General features: G+C 72.0%; 12 protein-coding genes. 2 read left to right on the top strand and 10 right to left on the bottom strand.

The window, feature by feature from the left end; all coding sequences use genetic code 11:
- Positions 1–519: 519 nt before the first annotated feature.
- Positions 520–1,767 carry a lactonase family protein gene (locus OIE49_RS33630; RefSeq protein ID WP_326805588.1) on the top strand — a complete coding sequence of 416 codons (1,248 nt, stop codon included), beginning with the start codon at positions 520–522 and terminating at the stop codon, positions 1,765–1,767.
- On the opposite strand, the gene OIE49_RS33625 is transcribed toward OIE49_RS33630, so the two are convergent.
- The 10 genes from OIE49_RS33625 to OIE49_RS33580 form a co-directional block, all read right to left on the bottom strand.
- Complete coding sequence (locus tag OIE49_RS33625) at positions 1,735–2,460, bottom strand: DUF2470 domain-containing protein (protein ID WP_326805587.1); 726 nt, start codon at positions 2,458–2,460, stop codon at positions 1,735–1,737. The two genes, OIE49_RS33630 and OIE49_RS33625, sit on opposite strands and share 33 nt — an antisense overlap.
- A 112-nt stretch (positions 2,461–2,572) precedes the next feature.
- Complete coding sequence (locus OIE49_RS33620) at positions 2,573–3,421, bottom strand: pentapeptide repeat-containing protein (protein WP_326805586.1); 849 nt, start codon at positions 3,419–3,421, stop codon at positions 2,573–2,575.
- Between the two features lie 73 nt (positions 3,422–3,494).
- Entirely contained in the window at positions 3,495–4,451 is a 957-nt protein-coding gene (locus OIE49_RS33615) for a redoxin family protein (protein ID WP_326805585.1), read from the bottom strand.
- Positions 4,452–4,764: 313 nt separating this feature from the next.
- Positions 4,765–5,670, bottom strand: a complete 906-nt coding sequence (gene sigJ, locus OIE49_RS33610; protein WP_326805584.1) for an RNA polymerase sigma factor SigJ — start codon at positions 5,668–5,670, stop codon at positions 4,765–4,767.
- Between the two features lie 86 nt (positions 5,671–5,756).
- On the bottom strand, positions 5,757–7,058 hold the full coding sequence (locus OIE49_RS33605) for an alpha/beta fold hydrolase (RefSeq protein WP_326805583.1): 1,302 nt from the start codon (positions 7,056–7,058) through the stop codon (positions 5,757–5,759).
- Positions 7,059–7,166: 108 nt separating this feature from the next.
- Positions 7,167–8,198, bottom strand: coding sequence for a LacI family DNA-binding transcriptional regulator (locus OIE49_RS33600; protein WP_326805582.1), 1,032 nt, complete (start codon positions 8,196–8,198; stop codon positions 7,167–7,169).
- Positions 8,199–8,324: 126 nt separating this feature from the next.
- Complete coding sequence (rhaS, locus tag OIE49_RS33595) at positions 8,325–9,410, bottom strand: rhamnose ABC transporter substrate-binding protein (protein WP_326805581.1); 1,086 nt, start codon at positions 9,408–9,410, stop codon at positions 8,325–8,327.
- Between the two features lie 41 nt (positions 9,411–9,451).
- Complete coding sequence (locus tag OIE49_RS33590; protein ID WP_326805580.1) at positions 9,452–10,474, bottom strand: ABC transporter permease; 1,023 nt, start codon at positions 10,472–10,474, stop codon at positions 9,452–9,454.
- Positions 10,467–11,507: an ABC transporter permease gene (locus tag OIE49_RS33585; RefSeq protein WP_326805579.1), complete on the bottom strand. Its 1,041-nt coding sequence runs from the start codon at positions 11,505–11,507 to the stop codon at positions 10,467–10,469. Before OIE49_RS33585 ends, OIE49_RS33590 begins: the two co-directional genes overlap by 8 nt.
- A complete protein-coding gene (locus OIE49_RS33580) occupies positions 11,504–13,018 on the bottom strand; it encodes a sugar ABC transporter ATP-binding protein (RefSeq protein ID WP_326805578.1) in 1,515 nt (504 codons plus the stop codon). The genes OIE49_RS33585 and OIE49_RS33580 overlap by 4 nt, the downstream gene beginning before the upstream one ends.
- Before the next feature lie 313 nt (positions 13,019–13,331).
- Here OIE49_RS33580 and rhaI point away from each other — a divergent pair, with 313 nt between their 5' ends.
- Entirely contained in the window at positions 13,332–14,492 is a 1,161-nt protein-coding gene (gene rhaI / locus OIE49_RS33575; protein ID WP_326805577.1) for an L-rhamnose isomerase, read from the top strand.
- The last annotated feature ends 25 nt before the right edge of the window (positions 14,493–14,517 follow it).

Below are 14,517 nucleotides of genomic sequence, written 5' to 3'. Positions count from 1 at the left end.
CCCGCGTCCACCCGGACCCAGCTGACCGCAGCAGCCCTGCACGGAGCACCGGGCTGCCGCCGTACTCATCCGGGACGCATCGGCGCAGGCGATCCGCGAGCCGCCACGCGTGCACCCGGACCCGGCCGACCGTCGTGGCCCCTGCGCGGAGCACCGGGTTCCGGCCGCAGCACGTCGGGGGGCGCCTCCCACGACCCGAGGGGCCGGTTCCGGGCCCGGTCGGGGACGGCCTGGGCGCGGTCAGGGACGGCCTGGGCGCGGCGGTGGTCGCGAGAAGCCGTCGTTGCCCGGCCGCGACCGGGCCCAGGGGCCGGCGGACCAGGCGCGTGCGGCGGTCGGCTGGTGCCGTTCGCCGGCCCGGCCGGGGGCCGGAGTAGGGGCGCCGCTCTGGTGGCGACGGCGGTGTCGCCACCAGGCCTCGGGTGTTCGGCGGCGGGGCGCCGCGTTTGCGTGGGAGCGGTGGTGCGCGTCAAGGTGGCAGTTCACGACCGGACAGGCCGACGACCTTGAGGTGCGGGCATGGACAGTGGTGCGAGGGCGTCGCGACGGGGGTCTCCCCCGCTCGGGCGGCGCCGGAAGGCCGGGGCAGGCTGGAGCAGGCGGCAGTTCGTCGGGGCGCTGACGGGAGCCGCCGCCGTGCTGGCGGTCCCGGCGCCCGCGAAACCCCGGTCCGGCTCCACGCCCGTGAGCGCGCCGGAGGCCGCCGAGAGCGCTCGACAGCCGGCGGCGAGGCCGCCCGGTCGCCGGCCCCTGTACCTGGGCACCTACACGTCCGTGCCGGGCGGCGGCAAGGGCATAGGCCTGGCGGTGTACGACCCGGTGTCGGGCGCCGTCGGCGGCCGGGGCGCCATCACCGGGGTCGCCGACCCGTCGTACCTCGCCGTGCACCCCGACGGCCGCACGCTGTACGCGGTCGACGAGCGGCAGGACGGTGGCGTGACCGCGGTGCGGCTCGCCGACCGCAGGGTCCTCGGCACCCGGAGCACCGGCGGTTCGGGGCCCTGCCATCTGTCCGTGCACCCGAGCGGGCGCTGGCTGCTCAGCGCCAACTACGGCTCCGGCAGCGTGGCCGTGCACCCGATATCCGCCTCGGGCGCCCTCGGCGAGCGCGCCGACCTGGTCACCCACACCAGCCCCAGGCCCGGCCCCGGACAGCAGGGGCCGCACGCCCACCAGGTCATCACCAGTCCCGACGGCGGCCATGTCCTCGCCGTGGACCTCGGCACCGACACCGTCTACACGTACCGCCTGAACACCCGCACGGGCCGCCTCACCGAGGTCTCCCAGGCGCACACCCGGCCGGGCGCCGGACCGCGTCAGCTGACCTTCCACCCGGGCGGCCGGTACGCCTACCTCGCCAACGAGGTCGACAACACCCTCGCGGTGTGCGCGTACGACCGGCCCACGGGCCGGCTGACCGTCGGCGCGACACAGTCCACGGGCGGGGGCACGGGCAGGAACTACCCGTCGCAGGTCCTGGTCACGGCCGACGGCAAGTTCGCCTACCTGGCCAACCGGGGCCACAACACCCTCGCGCGCTACGCCGTCGCCGCGGACGGGGCCCGGCTGAAGCTGCTGGGCACGACTCCGGTCGCGGGCGACTTCCCGCGTCAGATCGCGTTCTCTCCGAACGGCGCGCTGCTGTTCGCCGCGAACCAGAAGTCGAACACGGTCAGCGTCTTCCACGTCGACCGTGCGAACGGCTCGCTGCGTCTGGCGGGTACGCCGTTCCCCTCACCGGTCGCCGTCTGCGCGCTGCCGCTGTAGGGCGCGCGGGCAGGAGGCGGCGCCCGCCTGGAGCAGCAGGACGTGCATGCGTTCGGTGAGCGCGTTGAGGTCGTCGGCGGGCGCGTGGAACGGCAGGCGTACGTCGCCGTGGGTGCGGGCGCGCTCGATGCGCAGGGTCAGTCCGTGCCGATCGACGGCGAGCGGCTGGACGCGCACCGCGCCCTGCAGGCTGTCGGGTCCGACCAGCCTGGTCAGCCGCTCCACCGCCTCGGGATGGGCGTCGGCGAGGTGGGTGAGCCGGCCCGCCTCCGCCAGGGCGAGCGGGTCGGGCGCGGCGGCGGTGAACTCCTCGGCGCCGACGACGACCGCGCCGGGCGGCTGCCGCAGCACGACGCGCGTGGGGTGGAACACCAGGTGCTCCGCCTCGGGGACGAGCCGGCCGGCGAGCCAGAGCCGGGCACGGATCCGGTTGCGCACGGGGACGGGCGCGACGTCGGCGAACTCCAGGACGGCGGACGGCTCGCCGCGCGGCGCGAGAAGGGCGGCGGCGCGCAGGGCGCTGTCCCCGGGCACGTGCAGCAGGACGCGGCCGTCCTCGCTCACGGTGTGGGCGCCGACGTACTCCTCCCGTCCACCCTCCGCGGTCACCGCGCAGGACCAGGCGGCGGCGAGCACGGACCGCGCCCGCTGTGCCGCTCCGGGCTCCGCCGTCCAGGTCTGGCTTTCGTCCATCCCTCAACCTCCTTCTTAGGCAAGGCTTGCCTAACCTATCGAAGATCGGGGAGTGTGCCAACCAGGCCGGGCGTGTCGACCGGGCGGGCCGCGACCAGGAGGCGGCGTCGAGTCAGCTCTCCGCCGTCCAGTGAGCGGGGCGGGAGAGCGATCCGGGCAGCCGGGTGGCGGCGCTGCCCCGGGCCGCTTCGAGCTGCGGCTGGGTCAGAAAGAACGCGCCGGTCAGATCGGCGTCCGTCAGATTCGTGTTCCGCAGGTCGGCGCCTATCAGATCCGCGTCCCGCAGATCGGCACCGGTGAGGTCGGCGGCTATCAGGCAGGCGCCGCGCAGACTGGCTCCGCGCAGGTCCGCGCCCTTCAGCCGGGCCCCGACCAGGTCGGCTCCCCGCCGGTCCTTCGGCTTCCCCTTCCCGCGCCGCGCCCCGGCGCGCACCAGCTCACTGGTGCGCAGCAGCAGGACGTTGACCTCCTGGCGGTGCGCGCCGACGTCCAGCGCGACGAGTTCGCCGGGCGGCAGAAGGGTGAGCTGTTCGGTCCGCTCCAGCGCCCGGCGCAGCTCGCCGTGCACCGGGCGGGCGACGCTCAGGTCGAGCGCCTCGGTCACGTACCACAGCAGCTCGTGAAGCTGCCGCACCACCGGGAAGACCTCGAACATCAGGCGGGCGTCCTCCCCGGAGCCCGTCCGCCAGTCCTGTCCGCCGAAGACGACCTGCGAGACCTTCTGTCCCGCGCCGAAGCAGTCGTAGACCGTGCACCCGGTGAAGCCCTGCTGCCGGAGCCGTGTGTGGATACCGCACCGGTGGTCGTCCCGGAGGTTCGGGCACGGCTTCCCCGCGGGCTTGTCCAGGGCGAAGTCCGCGGAGGCGGCGAAGGGCAGGGCGACACAGCAGAGCCCGAAGCAGCGCGCGCAGTCGCCGCGCAGTCCGCCGCGGTCGTGCCGGGTGCCTTTCTGATCTTGCATGATGTTCAGCCTACGAGGAGGACTGAGCCGGCACACCACCTTTTCCGCCGTTCCCGGATGCGATCGCCGACTTCTACAGGGAGTTGTCGCGGAGCCAGGTCAGTACCTGGTCGGCGTGTTCGTTCGGGGGGAAGACCGGATAGAAGACGTGCTCGACCACGCCGTCGCGGATGATCAGAGTCAGCCGCTTGTAGAGCGTCAGCCCACTGGTCTCGAATGTGGGCAGGCCGAGTTCCCGTGCCAGGCTCCGTGCGGGGTCGGAGAGCATCTGGAACGGCAGGTTGAGCCGCTCGACGACCTCACTCTGATAGTCGGCCTCCTGGCTGGAAAGGCCGAACACCCCGTCCGCGCCGACGGCGAGGAGACCTTGGTAGTGATCGCGGAAGCCGCATGCCTCGGGGGTGCAGCCGCGTGCACCGGGGATCGAGTCCCAGCCGTCGGGCAGGTCGACGCCCGGGCGTCCGGTGAGCGGGTAGATGTAGATCACCGTGCGGCCCGCGCCGAGCGCGTCGAGGCGGACGGCCGTGCCGCCGGTGCTCTGGAGTTCCAGGTGCGGCACCTCAGTGCCGAGCAGATGTGCGGCTGCGCCGTCGTCCTCGGGTACGGGCAGGCCGGCGGGCAAGCTCGTGTAGTCGGTCATCAGGTCCTCTTCTCCGTTGGCCGGTGAGACGCGGCTGCCGCGGTGGGCGGCCTGCCGCAGGTGTGCGACCAGTACCGCCCGACGGGCCGTGAGTCCCTCGATCCGCTGGGTGAGCTCGGCGATCGCGTCCCGGTAACCGGCCAGCGAAGCCGGACAGTCGTCGCCGTGTCGATGGCCGGCCGTGAGGCACTCCAGGAACGGGCGGGTACGTTCAACAGGAATTCCGAGACTGCCCAGCGCTCTGATCTCCCGCGTGAGTCGTACGTCGTGCTCGTCGTAGTCCCGGTAGCCATTGGCCAGCCGTCCGGGCGTGAGCAAACCCAGCGATTCGTAGTAGCGCACCGCTTTCGTCGTCACGCCCGCCCGACGAGCCAGCTCACTGATCCGCATGCCTCTCACCTCGAAGAACGCTAAACCTTGCCCTCGAGGGCAAGGTCAAGCCGGGCGAGGTCGGGGGGCTCCTAGTGCCGGCGGGTGCGGCGGCTTCTACCCGGGCGTGACCTACCAGCTCGGGAACCTGATCGTCGCTCTCAACCTGCCGCTCCAGGAGGCCGTCGCCCGGCATCACGGCTATCCGGCGGCGCCGGCATGGACAGTGGTGCCCGCCTTGACTCTGGTGATCCTGCTGAGCGCGGTCGGCAAGGAGGCCAAGGCCAAGAGGGGTCGTCGCCCGCCGGGCAACCGGATCTCGGACCGGGGCCGTTCAGCCCGCCCGGTCGGCGGTCAGGTCCAGGTGCCCGAGCCGTTCGGGGTCGGCCAGGATGTAGAGGTGGGTGATCCGGCCGTCGGCGACAACGACGCCCATGACCGAACGCGGCCCGCCCTCGGGGGCGTTGGCCACCCCGACCGAGCCGTTGACCAGCACCAGTCGGGCCGTCCCCGCGTACTGCGCGAAGGTGAGGGCCTGCGCGGCCACCGTCGTCGCACCGCGGACCACCTTGGAGGCGGCCGCGCCCCGGACGAGCGCGCCGGCGTCGACCCGCAGCACCACGTCCGGATGGAGTACGGCCACGAGCGCCTCGAAGTCGCCGCCGCGCGAGGCCGCGAGGAAGGCGTCGAGCACCTGCTTCTGCCGGGCCAGGTCCGCCTCGGCGGACGGAGTGGCGCCCTGCACCCGGCGGCGGGCGCGGCTGGCGAGCTGCCGGGTGGCGGCGGCGCTGCGCTCCACGACCGGCGCGATGTCGTCGAAGGGCACCGCGAACAGGTCGTGGAGCACGAACGCCAGCCGCTCGTCGGGCTGAAGAGTCTCCAGGACGACGAGCAGGGCGAGTCCCACCGAGTCGGCCCGGACCGCCTCCTGCTCCGGGTCGGCCGAGGTCAGGGGCCGGATCACCGGGTCCGGGACGAAGGTGTCGTCGATCGGCTCCTCGCGGCGGGCTTTCCGCGAGCGCAGCAGGTCGAGGCAGACCCGGCCCGTCGCGGTGGTGAGCCAGGCGCCGAGGTTGCGGATGGCACCGGTGTCCGTGCGGGTGAGCCTCAGCCAGGCCTCCTGGACGGCGTCCTCGGCCTCGGGTACCGAGCCGAGCATGCGGTAGGCCACCGCCCGCAGTTGCGGGCGGTGCTCCTCGAAGCTCCGTGCCAGGACTTCCTCGTCACCCGTGCCGGACATCTCTTCCCCACCCTGTTCCCCCGCACCTTCCAGGCATCCTAGTGCCGCGGCAGGCGACGGGCCGGGGCCGGCCGATGCCGCCGGCGTCAGAGGTCGCCGTGTACGAGCCCGAGCAGCCGGTCCAGGACGCGGGGGCCGCCCGCCCGGACGCCGTCGTGCTCGAACTCGTCGGTGACCCAGGTGCGCAGGCCACCGATCGCGCGGGCGGTGGCGAGGGCGTGGGCCGTGTCGACGTACATGTCGTCGTGGTAGACGGCCGCGGCGACCGGGACCTCGTTGGCGGCGAGGCGGGCGGGGTCGTACAGGGGCCGCCAATCGGTGCGGGCGGCGAGCAGTTCGGCGGTCTCGCGCAGCGGGCGCAGCGCCGGGTCGCAGTCGAACATCCAGGGGTGCACGGTCTCGCCGGTGAACAGCACCGGCCCGTCGCCGGCGAGGGCCTTGGCGGCGTCGAACTGCGGGAACTCCGCGCGGACCCGATCGGCCGACCATGCGGTGGGGCGGGCGTCCTGGCCGTAGATGGCCTCGTGGACGAGGGCGTACAGCGGGTGGCCCGCGTACGACAGCAGGCCCTGGACCTCCTCCTGGAAGGCGTCGGACAGTTCCGGCCCGCCCGGGGTGCGGACGAAGGCGTGCTCGAGGAGGAAGTGGAGTCGGTGGCTGCCGTCGCCGCCGCCGAGCATGATGCCGAGCGACTGGAAGGCCTCGACGGTCAGCCGGTAGCCGTTCGGGAGCACCACGTCGTGGGTGAGCAGGTGGTCGGCGATGCGGCGGGCGCGGTCGACGTCGTGCGGGTAGCGGGCGTAGTGGGCGGCGACCTTGCGCTCGATGCGCGGGTAGGCGGCCCTGTAGACGTCGTCGGCGTGGGCGTCGAGCGAGGGCAGGCCGCCGGTGATCAGGGCGGCGGCCATGCCCTCGGGGTGCGTGGACAGGTAGTTCACGGTGCAGAAGCCGCCGAAGCTCTGCCCGAGGACGGTCCAGGGAGCGCCGCCGGTCACCTCGGGGCGGATCGCCTCGCAGTCGCGGACGATCGAGTCGGCGCGGAAGTGCGTGAGGTAGTCGGCCTGTGCGGCCACGTCGCCGCGCAGGGGCAGCGTCTGGCGGTTGGCGGGCGTGGAGTGGCCGGTGCCGCGCTGGTCGAGGAGCAGGACCCGGTAGTCCTCCAGGGCCCGGCCGAACCAGGCCTGCCGTCCGATGAAACGGTTCGCCCCGAAGCCGGGACCGCCCTGGAGGTAGATCAGCCACGGCAGGTCCTGGCCGGCCTTGTCCCGCGCGACGGCCTCACGTGCGTGGAGCTCGATCGTCTCCCCGGCGGGGTCGTCGTGGTCGAGCGGCACGGTGAAGGTGCGGTCGGTGAGGACGACGCCGGGGTGGCGGTAGCTGACGGTCAAGGGTTCTCCCGGGACGGAGGGTTTACGGCCGCGTCCCAGTTCAGCACATGTTCCTCCGCCGCCCGACCGCGGGGACCGGGAATTCGTGCGGAGCGCGCGGTGGACGCGTCACTGGGCGGCCGGTGGGCGCCCGGGCAGACTGGAGCTGCGTACCACCAGTTCCGGCTGGAGCACCACCCGCCGGTGCTCGTGCGCCGCCGGCTGCCCGGTCTCCTCCAGCAGCAGCTCCGCCGCCAGGGCGCCCATGGTGACGGCGGGCTGGCGGACCGAGGTGAGCGGCACGGCCGCGGCGGCGGCGAACTCGATGTCGTCGTAGCCGACGATGGCGAGGTCCTCGGGGACCCGGACCCCGGCCGCGTACATGGACTGCAGCACGCCGAGGGCGAGGAGATCGTTGGCGCAGAAGACGGCCGTGGGCCGGCCGGCGAGGCCGAGGAGGCGGGCGCCCGCGTCCCGTCCGGCGGCCACGTCGAGGCGCTCGGTGGGCAGTTCGCGCAGCGCGTCGGGTCCGAGGCCCGCCTCGGCGAGCGCGTTCAGGGCGCCGGTACGGCGGTCGCGCACCTGGTTCAGACCGGGCGGCCCGCTCACGTAGGCGAGGGAGCGGTGCCCCGCGTCCACCAGGTGCCGTACCGCGAGCGCGCCGCCCGCCACGTCGTCCACGGAGACCGAGCACTCGGTGGCGCCCTCGGCGACCCGGTCGACCAGGACGAAGGGGATGCCGTGGCGGCGGAGGGCGGCGATGTTGCGGCCGGTGGTGTCGGCGGGGGTGAGCAGGACGCCGCGCACCCGCTGTTCGGCGAAGAGGGACAGGTACTCGGCCTCCTCGCCGGGGCTCTGCGCACTGTTGCAGACCATCACGCCGAGCCCGGCCGCCCGGGCTGCCCGCTCGGCGCCCCGGGCGACGTCCACGAAGAAGGGGTTGCCCATGTCGAGGACGAGCAGTCCCATGATCCGGCTGCGGCCGGCCCGCAGTTGGCGCGCGGACTCGCTGCGGACGTAGCCGAGCCGGTCGATCGCGGACTGCACGCGGGCCCGGGTCTCGGTGGCGACGGTCTCCGGACGGTTGATGACGTTCGAGACCGTGCCAACGGAGACACCGGCGGCGCGTGCGACGTCCTTGATACCCACCGATGGGGCCATCGAGCGGAAACCTCCAGGAATGCGACGGGCGGCGGCGGGCCTTCACATTACCGTCACGGCACCGCACATCTGCGCGGGTCACGGGCGGGGGGGGACGAGGCGCGCTCGGTGACTGGTGCCCGGGCACTAGAAGTGGAACTGGTCGATGTTCCTGCCGTCGAAGACGGTCGGCTTGCCGAGGTTGATCAGGCCGTCCTTGCCGATGGTGTACGAGCCCGTGGCGCCGGCGTTGAAGGTCTCGCCCTCCTTGCCGGTGATCTGCCCGGAGGCGAGGGCGACCGCGGTGTACGCGGCCAGCTCGCCGAGCTTGGCCGGGTCCCACAGCTCGAAGGCCTCGACGGTGCCGTTCTTGACGTACGTGCGCATGTCGTTGGGGGTGCCGAGGCCGGTCAGCTTGACCTTGCCCTTGTACTTGGAGCCGGACAGGTACTGGGCGGCGGCCTTGATGCCGACGGTGGTCGGGGAGATGATCCCCTTCAGGTTCGGGTACTGCTGGAGCAGGCCCTGGGTCTGCTGGAAGGACGCCTGCGCGTCGTCGTTGCCGTAGGCGACCTTGACCAGCTCGACGTTCTTGTACTTGGGGTCCTTCAGCTCCTGCTTCATGTAGTCGATCCAGGTGTTCTGGTTCGTCGCGGTCTGCGCGGCGGACAGGATCGCGATCTCGCCCTTGAATCCGATCTGCTGCGCGAGCAGTTGCACCTCGGTCCGGCCGAGGTCCTCGGCGGACGCCTGGGAGACGAAGGCGTTGCGGCAGTCGGGCTTGGTGTCGGAGTCGTAGGTGACGACCTTGATGCCGTTCTTCATGGCCTGCTTCAGCGCGGTGCACAGGGCGCCCGGGTCCTGCGCGGACACGGCCATCGCGTCGACCTGCTGCTGGGTGAGGGTGTTGACGTAGGAGACCTGGCCGGAGGTGTCGGTGGCGCTGGACGGTCCGACCTCCTTGTACTTCTCGCCCAGTTCCGCCAGGGCCTTTTTGCCGCCGTTGTCGGCGGAGGTGAAGTAGGGGTTGTTGACCTGCTTGGGCAGGAAGCCGACGGTCAGACCCTTCTTGGTCGGGGCGTCCGGGTCGGCCTGGCCGGCCGAGGATGCGGCGGCGCCGCTGTCCTTGCCCACGTCGTTCTTGGTGGTGCCGCCGCAGGCGGTGGCGGCCAGGGCGAGGGAGGTCGCGGCGGCGAGGGCCGCGCAGGTGCGGCGGATCGTCGACTTGCGCATGATGAAGTCCTTTACGAGGGCGACGGGGTGGGCGGAGCGGTCTACGAAGTCGGTGTGGGCGCCTCTGACCTGGGCGGCTCGGGCGCCGAGGCCGCTCGGCGCGCGCTCCTGGCGGCGGAGACCTGGCGCGCGACTCGCGGGCCGAGCACGGAGACGACGAGCAGGACGCCGGTGACGACGATCTGCGACTGGGCGGAGACGTTCAGCAGGCTCATCACGTTCTGCAGCGCGCCGAGCAGGAAGACACCGGCGACGGCGCCGCCGAGCGTGCCCCTCCCGCCGTCGAAGTCGATGCCGCCGAGCAACACCGCGGCGACGACGGAGAGTTCGAGTCCCGTGGCGTTGTCGTAGCGGGCGCTCGCGTAGTGCAGGGCCCAGAAGACGCCGGTCAGGGCGGACATGAAGCCCGCGGCGACGAACAGGATCAGCTTGTCGCGCCTGACCCGGATGCCGGCGAACCGGGCCGCCTCCTCGCCGGCGCCGATCGCGAACAGCGCTCGCCCGAAGGGGGTGGCGTGCAGGGTGATGACGGCGATCGCCAGCAGGAGCAGGAAGGGCAGGAACGCCTGCGGCAGGAAGGTGTTCCCGACGCGTCCAGCAGCGAAGTCCAGGTACTGGTCCGGGAAGTCGGTCACCGCGTCGGAGCCGAGCACGATCTGCGCGATGCCGCGGTAGGCGGCGAGGGTGCCGATGGTCACCGCGAGGGACGGCAGTCCGAGCCTGGTCACCAGCAGGCCGTTGACCAGACCGCACACCGCGCCCAGCAGCAAGCACAGCGGGATGATCGTCTCGATCGCCATGCCCTGGTTCCACAGGGCGCCCATCACCGCGCCGGACAGTCCGGCGGTGGAGGCCACCGACAGGTCGATCTCACCGGAGACCACCAGCAGGGTCATCGGCAGGGCGATCAGCGCGATCGGCAGGGTGTTGCCGATCAGGAACGACAGGTTGAGGGCGTTGCCGAAGCCGTCGACGAGGCCGAAGGATAACAGCAGGACCACGACGAGCAGGGCACCGACGACGGTGTCCCAGCGCACGGCTCGCGAGAGGGCGGAGTCAGCCATGGCGGGCGTTCCTCTTCTTCAGGGCCGAGGCCACGCGCAGCGCGACGACCCGGTCGACCGCGATGGCGAGCAGGAGCAGGACGCCGTTGATCGCCAGCACCCAGACGGAGCTGACGCCGAGTGCGGGCAGCACACTGTTCACGGAGGTCAGCAGCAGGGCGCCGAGGGCCGCGCCGTACACACTGCCGGAGCCGCCGTTGAAGACCACGCCGCCGACCACCACCGCGCTGACGACGGTGAGTTCGTATCCGCTGCCGGTGCCTGAGTCGACGTTGCCGAACCGGGCCAGGTACATCGCCCCGGCGAGACCGGCAAGGCCGCCGCAGAAGGTGTAGGCGGCCAGGACACGCTTGCGCACCGGGATGCCGGCGAGGCGGGCGGCCTCCGGGTTGGAGCCGAGCGCGTACAGCTCGCGGCCGCTGCCGTAGTGCTTGAGGCCGTACGCCGTCGCCACCAGGACGGCGAGGGCGATCAGCGCCAGGTACGGCACCATCCGGATGCCGCCGGAGCCGAAGCCGACGAAACCGCCGGGCAGGTCGGCCGCGGTGATCTGGCGGGAGCCGACCCAGACGGAGTCGATGCCGCGGATGATGTAGAGCGTGCCGAGGGTGACGACGAGCGCGGGTACCTGGCCGAGGCTGACGAGAAGTCCGTTCAGCAGGCCGAAGCCGACCCCGACGAGCACCGCGAGGACGACGGCCACCACGGAGTTCCCGCCGCCCTGCAGCCACGTGCCGGCGGCGAAGGCGCTGATGCCGAGCGTGGAGCCGACCGACAGGTCGACGTTGCGGGTGATGACGACCAGGGACTGGCCGGTGGCGACGAGCACCAGGATGGTCGCGTTCAGCAGCAGGTCCTTGACGCCCTGCTCGGACAGGAACGCGCTGTTGCCCGCCTGGGCGACGGCTATCAGCGCCAGCAGGACGACCAGGATGGCGAGTTCACGCATCCTGAACACCCGGTCGACCAGGCGGGTGCCGCCGGACCGGTGCGCCTCGGCGGTGGGGGCGGGGTCGGGGGCGGTCGTGGTCACGCCGCCCTCCCCGTGGCCGCGGCCATCACGGCTTCCTCGGTGGCGTCGGAGCGGGGGATCTCGGCGGTCAGCCGGCCCTCGTGCATCACGAGCACCCGGTCGGCCATGCCGAGGATCTCGGGCAGGTCGGAGGAGATCATCAGGACGGCGACCCCGTCGGCGGCCAGTTCACCGAGCAGCCGGTGCACCTCGGCCTTGGTGCCGACGTCGATGCCGCGGGTCGGCTCGTCGACGATGAGCACCCTCGGGCCGGTGGCGAGCCACTTGGCGAGGACGACCTTCTGCTGGTTGCCACCGGAGAGCGTGGAGACGGCGTCGGCGATCCTGGCGTACTTGACCCGGAGTCTGACCGCCCAGTCCAGGGAGCGGCTGCGTTCCGCGCCGCGGTCCATCAGTCCGGCCCTCACGGTCGTCCGGAGTCCGGTGAGGCCGATGTTGCGCTCGATGGACATGTTCATCACCAGGCCCTGGGCGCGCCGGTCCTCGGGGACCAGGGCGAGCCCGGCGGCCATCGCGAGGGACGGGGCGCCATTGGTGAGCCGGCGTCCGTCGACCTCGACCTCGCCGGCGTCCCACCGGTCGATGCCGAAGACGGCGCGGGCGACCTCCGTGCGCCCGGCGCCGACCAGTCCGGCCAGGCCCACGATCTCGCCGCGCCGCACGTCGAAGGAGACGTCGGTGAAGACGCCCTCGCGGGTCAGCCGGCGCACACTGAGCGCGATGCCGCCCGGTGTCACGTCCTGCTTGGGGTAGAGCTCGTCGAGGTCGCGGCCGACCATGCGCCGCACGAGGTCGTCCTCGGTCATGCCGTCCAGCGGCTCGACGGCGATCCGGGCGCCGTCGCGCAGGGTCGTGACCCGCCGGCAGATCGCGAAGATCTCCTCCAGGCGGTGCGAGATGAACAGGACCGCGGCGCCCTGGTCGCGCAGGGCGCGCACGACGCCGAACAGGCGGGCGACCTCACTGCCGGTCAGGGCCGCGGTCGGCTCGTCCATGATCAGGACGCGGGCGTCGAAGGAGAGCGCCTTGGCGATCTCGACGATCTGCTGGTCGGCGATGGACAGTCCGCGCGCGGGACGGTCGGGGTCGAGGTCGACACCGAGCCGCCCCATCAGGGCTCGGGTGGCCTCACGGGTGGCGTCGTGGTCGATACGGCCCAGAGCCCGCCGGGGCCTGCGGCTCATGAAGATGTTCTCGGCGATCGACAGATCGGGGAAGAGCGTCGGTTCCTGGTAGATCACGGCGATACCGGCGTCCCGGGCGTCTCCGGGACCGTGGAAGACGACGGTTTCGCCGTCGAGCAGCACCTGGCCGGCGTCGGGCCGGTGCACCCCGGCGAGGATCTTGATGAGGGTCGACTTGCCCGCGCCGTTCTCCCCGGCGAGGGCGTGCACCTCTCCCGGAAGCAGTTCCAGGGACACGTTCCTGAGGGCACGCACCGCGCCGAAGGACTTCGAGATGTCCCTGAGCGCCAGCACCGGGGCCGGACCCGTGTCGGACGGGTGAGTCATGGGGGCTCCTCGACGACGCCGGCGGAGTGCCGCCCCACGTCGTGAAAGGTTTCAACCTGGTGGCCGGGACGTTAGGCCGGGAGCGGATGTCCCGTCAATGGGCGCGGATCGAAAACAGTGCGGGATCGACAACCGGGTGGAAGCTCAGGGCACTATGGTGCGTCGCCCCTACCGGAAGGGTTGACACCCTCACCGGCGGCTCATAGTTTCAATCGCTGAATCGTTTCACACAAACGGGTTGCAAGAACCGGCTCAGACCTCGTTCGGAGCTGGTTCTCGAAGCCGTCCCAAAAGCCGTCACAGGAGCCTCGCAGTGACCGACCTCGCCGCGGTGAAGGCCGCCCTCAGGACCCAGGCCGTCGAGACGCCGTCGTGGGCGTACGGGAACTCGGGGACACGCTTCAAGGTGTTCGCGCAGGCGGGCGTGCCGCGTACGCCGTGGGAGAAGGTGGACGACGCGGCCCAGGTGCACGCCGTCACCGGTGTCGCTCCGACCGTCGCCCTGCACATCCCGTGGGACGAGGTGGACGACTACGCGGCGCTCGCCCGGCACGCCGAGGACCGCGGTCTGAGACTGGGCGCGATCAACTCCAACACCTTCCAGGACGACGACTACCGGCTCGGCAGCATCTGCCATCCGGACGCGGCGGTGCGGCGCAAGGCGGTCGGCCATCTGCTGGAGTGCGTCGCCATCATGGACGCCACCGGATCGAACGATCTGAAGCTCTGGTTCGCCGACGGCACGAACTACCCCGGCCAGGACGACATACGGGGACGGCAGGACCGGCTGGGCGAGGGGCTGGCCGAGGTGTACGAGCGGCTCGGCGAGGATCAGCGGATGCTGCTGGAGTACAAGCTCTTCGAGCCGGCCTTCTACACCACGGACGTCCCGGACTGGGGTACGGCGTACGCGCACTGCCTGAAGCTGGGCCCGAAGGCGCGGGTCGTGGTGGACACCGGGCACCACGCGCCGGGCACGAACATCGAGTTCATCGTCGCCACCCTGCTGCGGGAGGAAAGGCTCGGCGGGTTCGACTTCAACTCCCGGTTCTACGCCGACGACGACCTGATGGTGGGCGCGGCCGATCCCTTCCAGCTCTTCCGGATCATGTACGAGGTGGTGCGCGGGGGCGGGTTGACGTCCGGGGTCGCGTTCATGCTCGACCAGTGCCACAACATCGAGGCGAAGATCCCGGCGATCATCCGGTCGGTGATGAACGTTCAGGAGGCCACGGCCAAGGCCCTGTTGACGGACCGCGAGGCGCTGGCCGCCGCGCAGGTCTCTGGGGACGTGCTGGAGGCCAACGCGGTGTTGATGGACGCGTACAACACGGATGTCCGGCCGTTGCTGCGTGAGGTGCGGGAGGAGATGGGGCTGGATCCCGATCCTCTCGCGGCGTACCGCCGGTCGGGGTGGGCGGAGAAGATCGCCGCCGAGCGGGTCGGCGGTCAACAGGCGGGGTGGGGAGCTTAGTTCCGGGAAGCGCCCATGCCCTTTC

It is taken from the genome of Streptomyces sp. NBC_01788 (assembly GCF_035917575.1).
In the GTDB taxonomy this organism is placed as follows: Bacteria; Actinomycetota; Actinomycetes; order Streptomycetales; family Streptomycetaceae; genus Streptomyces.
This window is presented reverse-complemented; position numbering and strand designations above follow the sequence as displayed.

Excerpts from the sequence above, each read along its gene's own strand:
- OIE49_RS33620 (WP_326805586.1), bottom strand. The coding sequence starts at position 3,421 with ATGCAAGATCAGAAAGGCACCCGGCACGACCGCGGCGGACTGCGCGGC.
- rhaS (WP_326805581.1), bottom strand. The coding sequence starts at position 9,410 with ATGCGCAAGTCGACGATCCGCCGCACCTGCGCGGCCCTCGCCGCCGCG.
- sigJ (WP_326805584.1), bottom strand. The coding sequence starts at position 5,670 with ATGTCCGGCACGGGTGACGAGGAAGTCCTGGCACGGAGCTTCGAGGAG.
- OIE49_RS33580 (WP_326805578.1), bottom strand. The coding sequence starts at position 13,018 with ATGACTCACCCGTCCGACACGGGTCCGGCCCCGGTGCTGGCGCTCAGG.
- OIE49_RS33630 (WP_326805588.1), top strand. The coding sequence starts at position 520 with ATGGACAGTGGTGCGAGGGCGTCGCGACGGGGGTCTCCCCCGCTCGGG.
- OIE49_RS33615 (WP_326805585.1), bottom strand. The coding sequence starts at position 4,451 with ATGCGGATCAGTGAGCTGGCTCGTCGGGCGGGCGTGACGACGAAAGCG.
- OIE49_RS33590 (WP_326805580.1), bottom strand. The coding sequence starts at position 10,474 with ATGGCTGACTCCGCCCTCTCGCGAGCCGTGCGCTGGGACACCGTCGTC.
- OIE49_RS33600 (WP_326805582.1), bottom strand. The coding sequence starts at position 8,198 with ATGGCCCCATCGGTGGGTATCAAGGACGTCGCACGCGCCGCCGGTGTC.
- OIE49_RS33625 (WP_326805587.1), bottom strand. The coding sequence starts at position 2,460 with ATGGACGAAAGCCAGACCTGGACGGCGGAGCCCGGAGCGGCACAGCGG.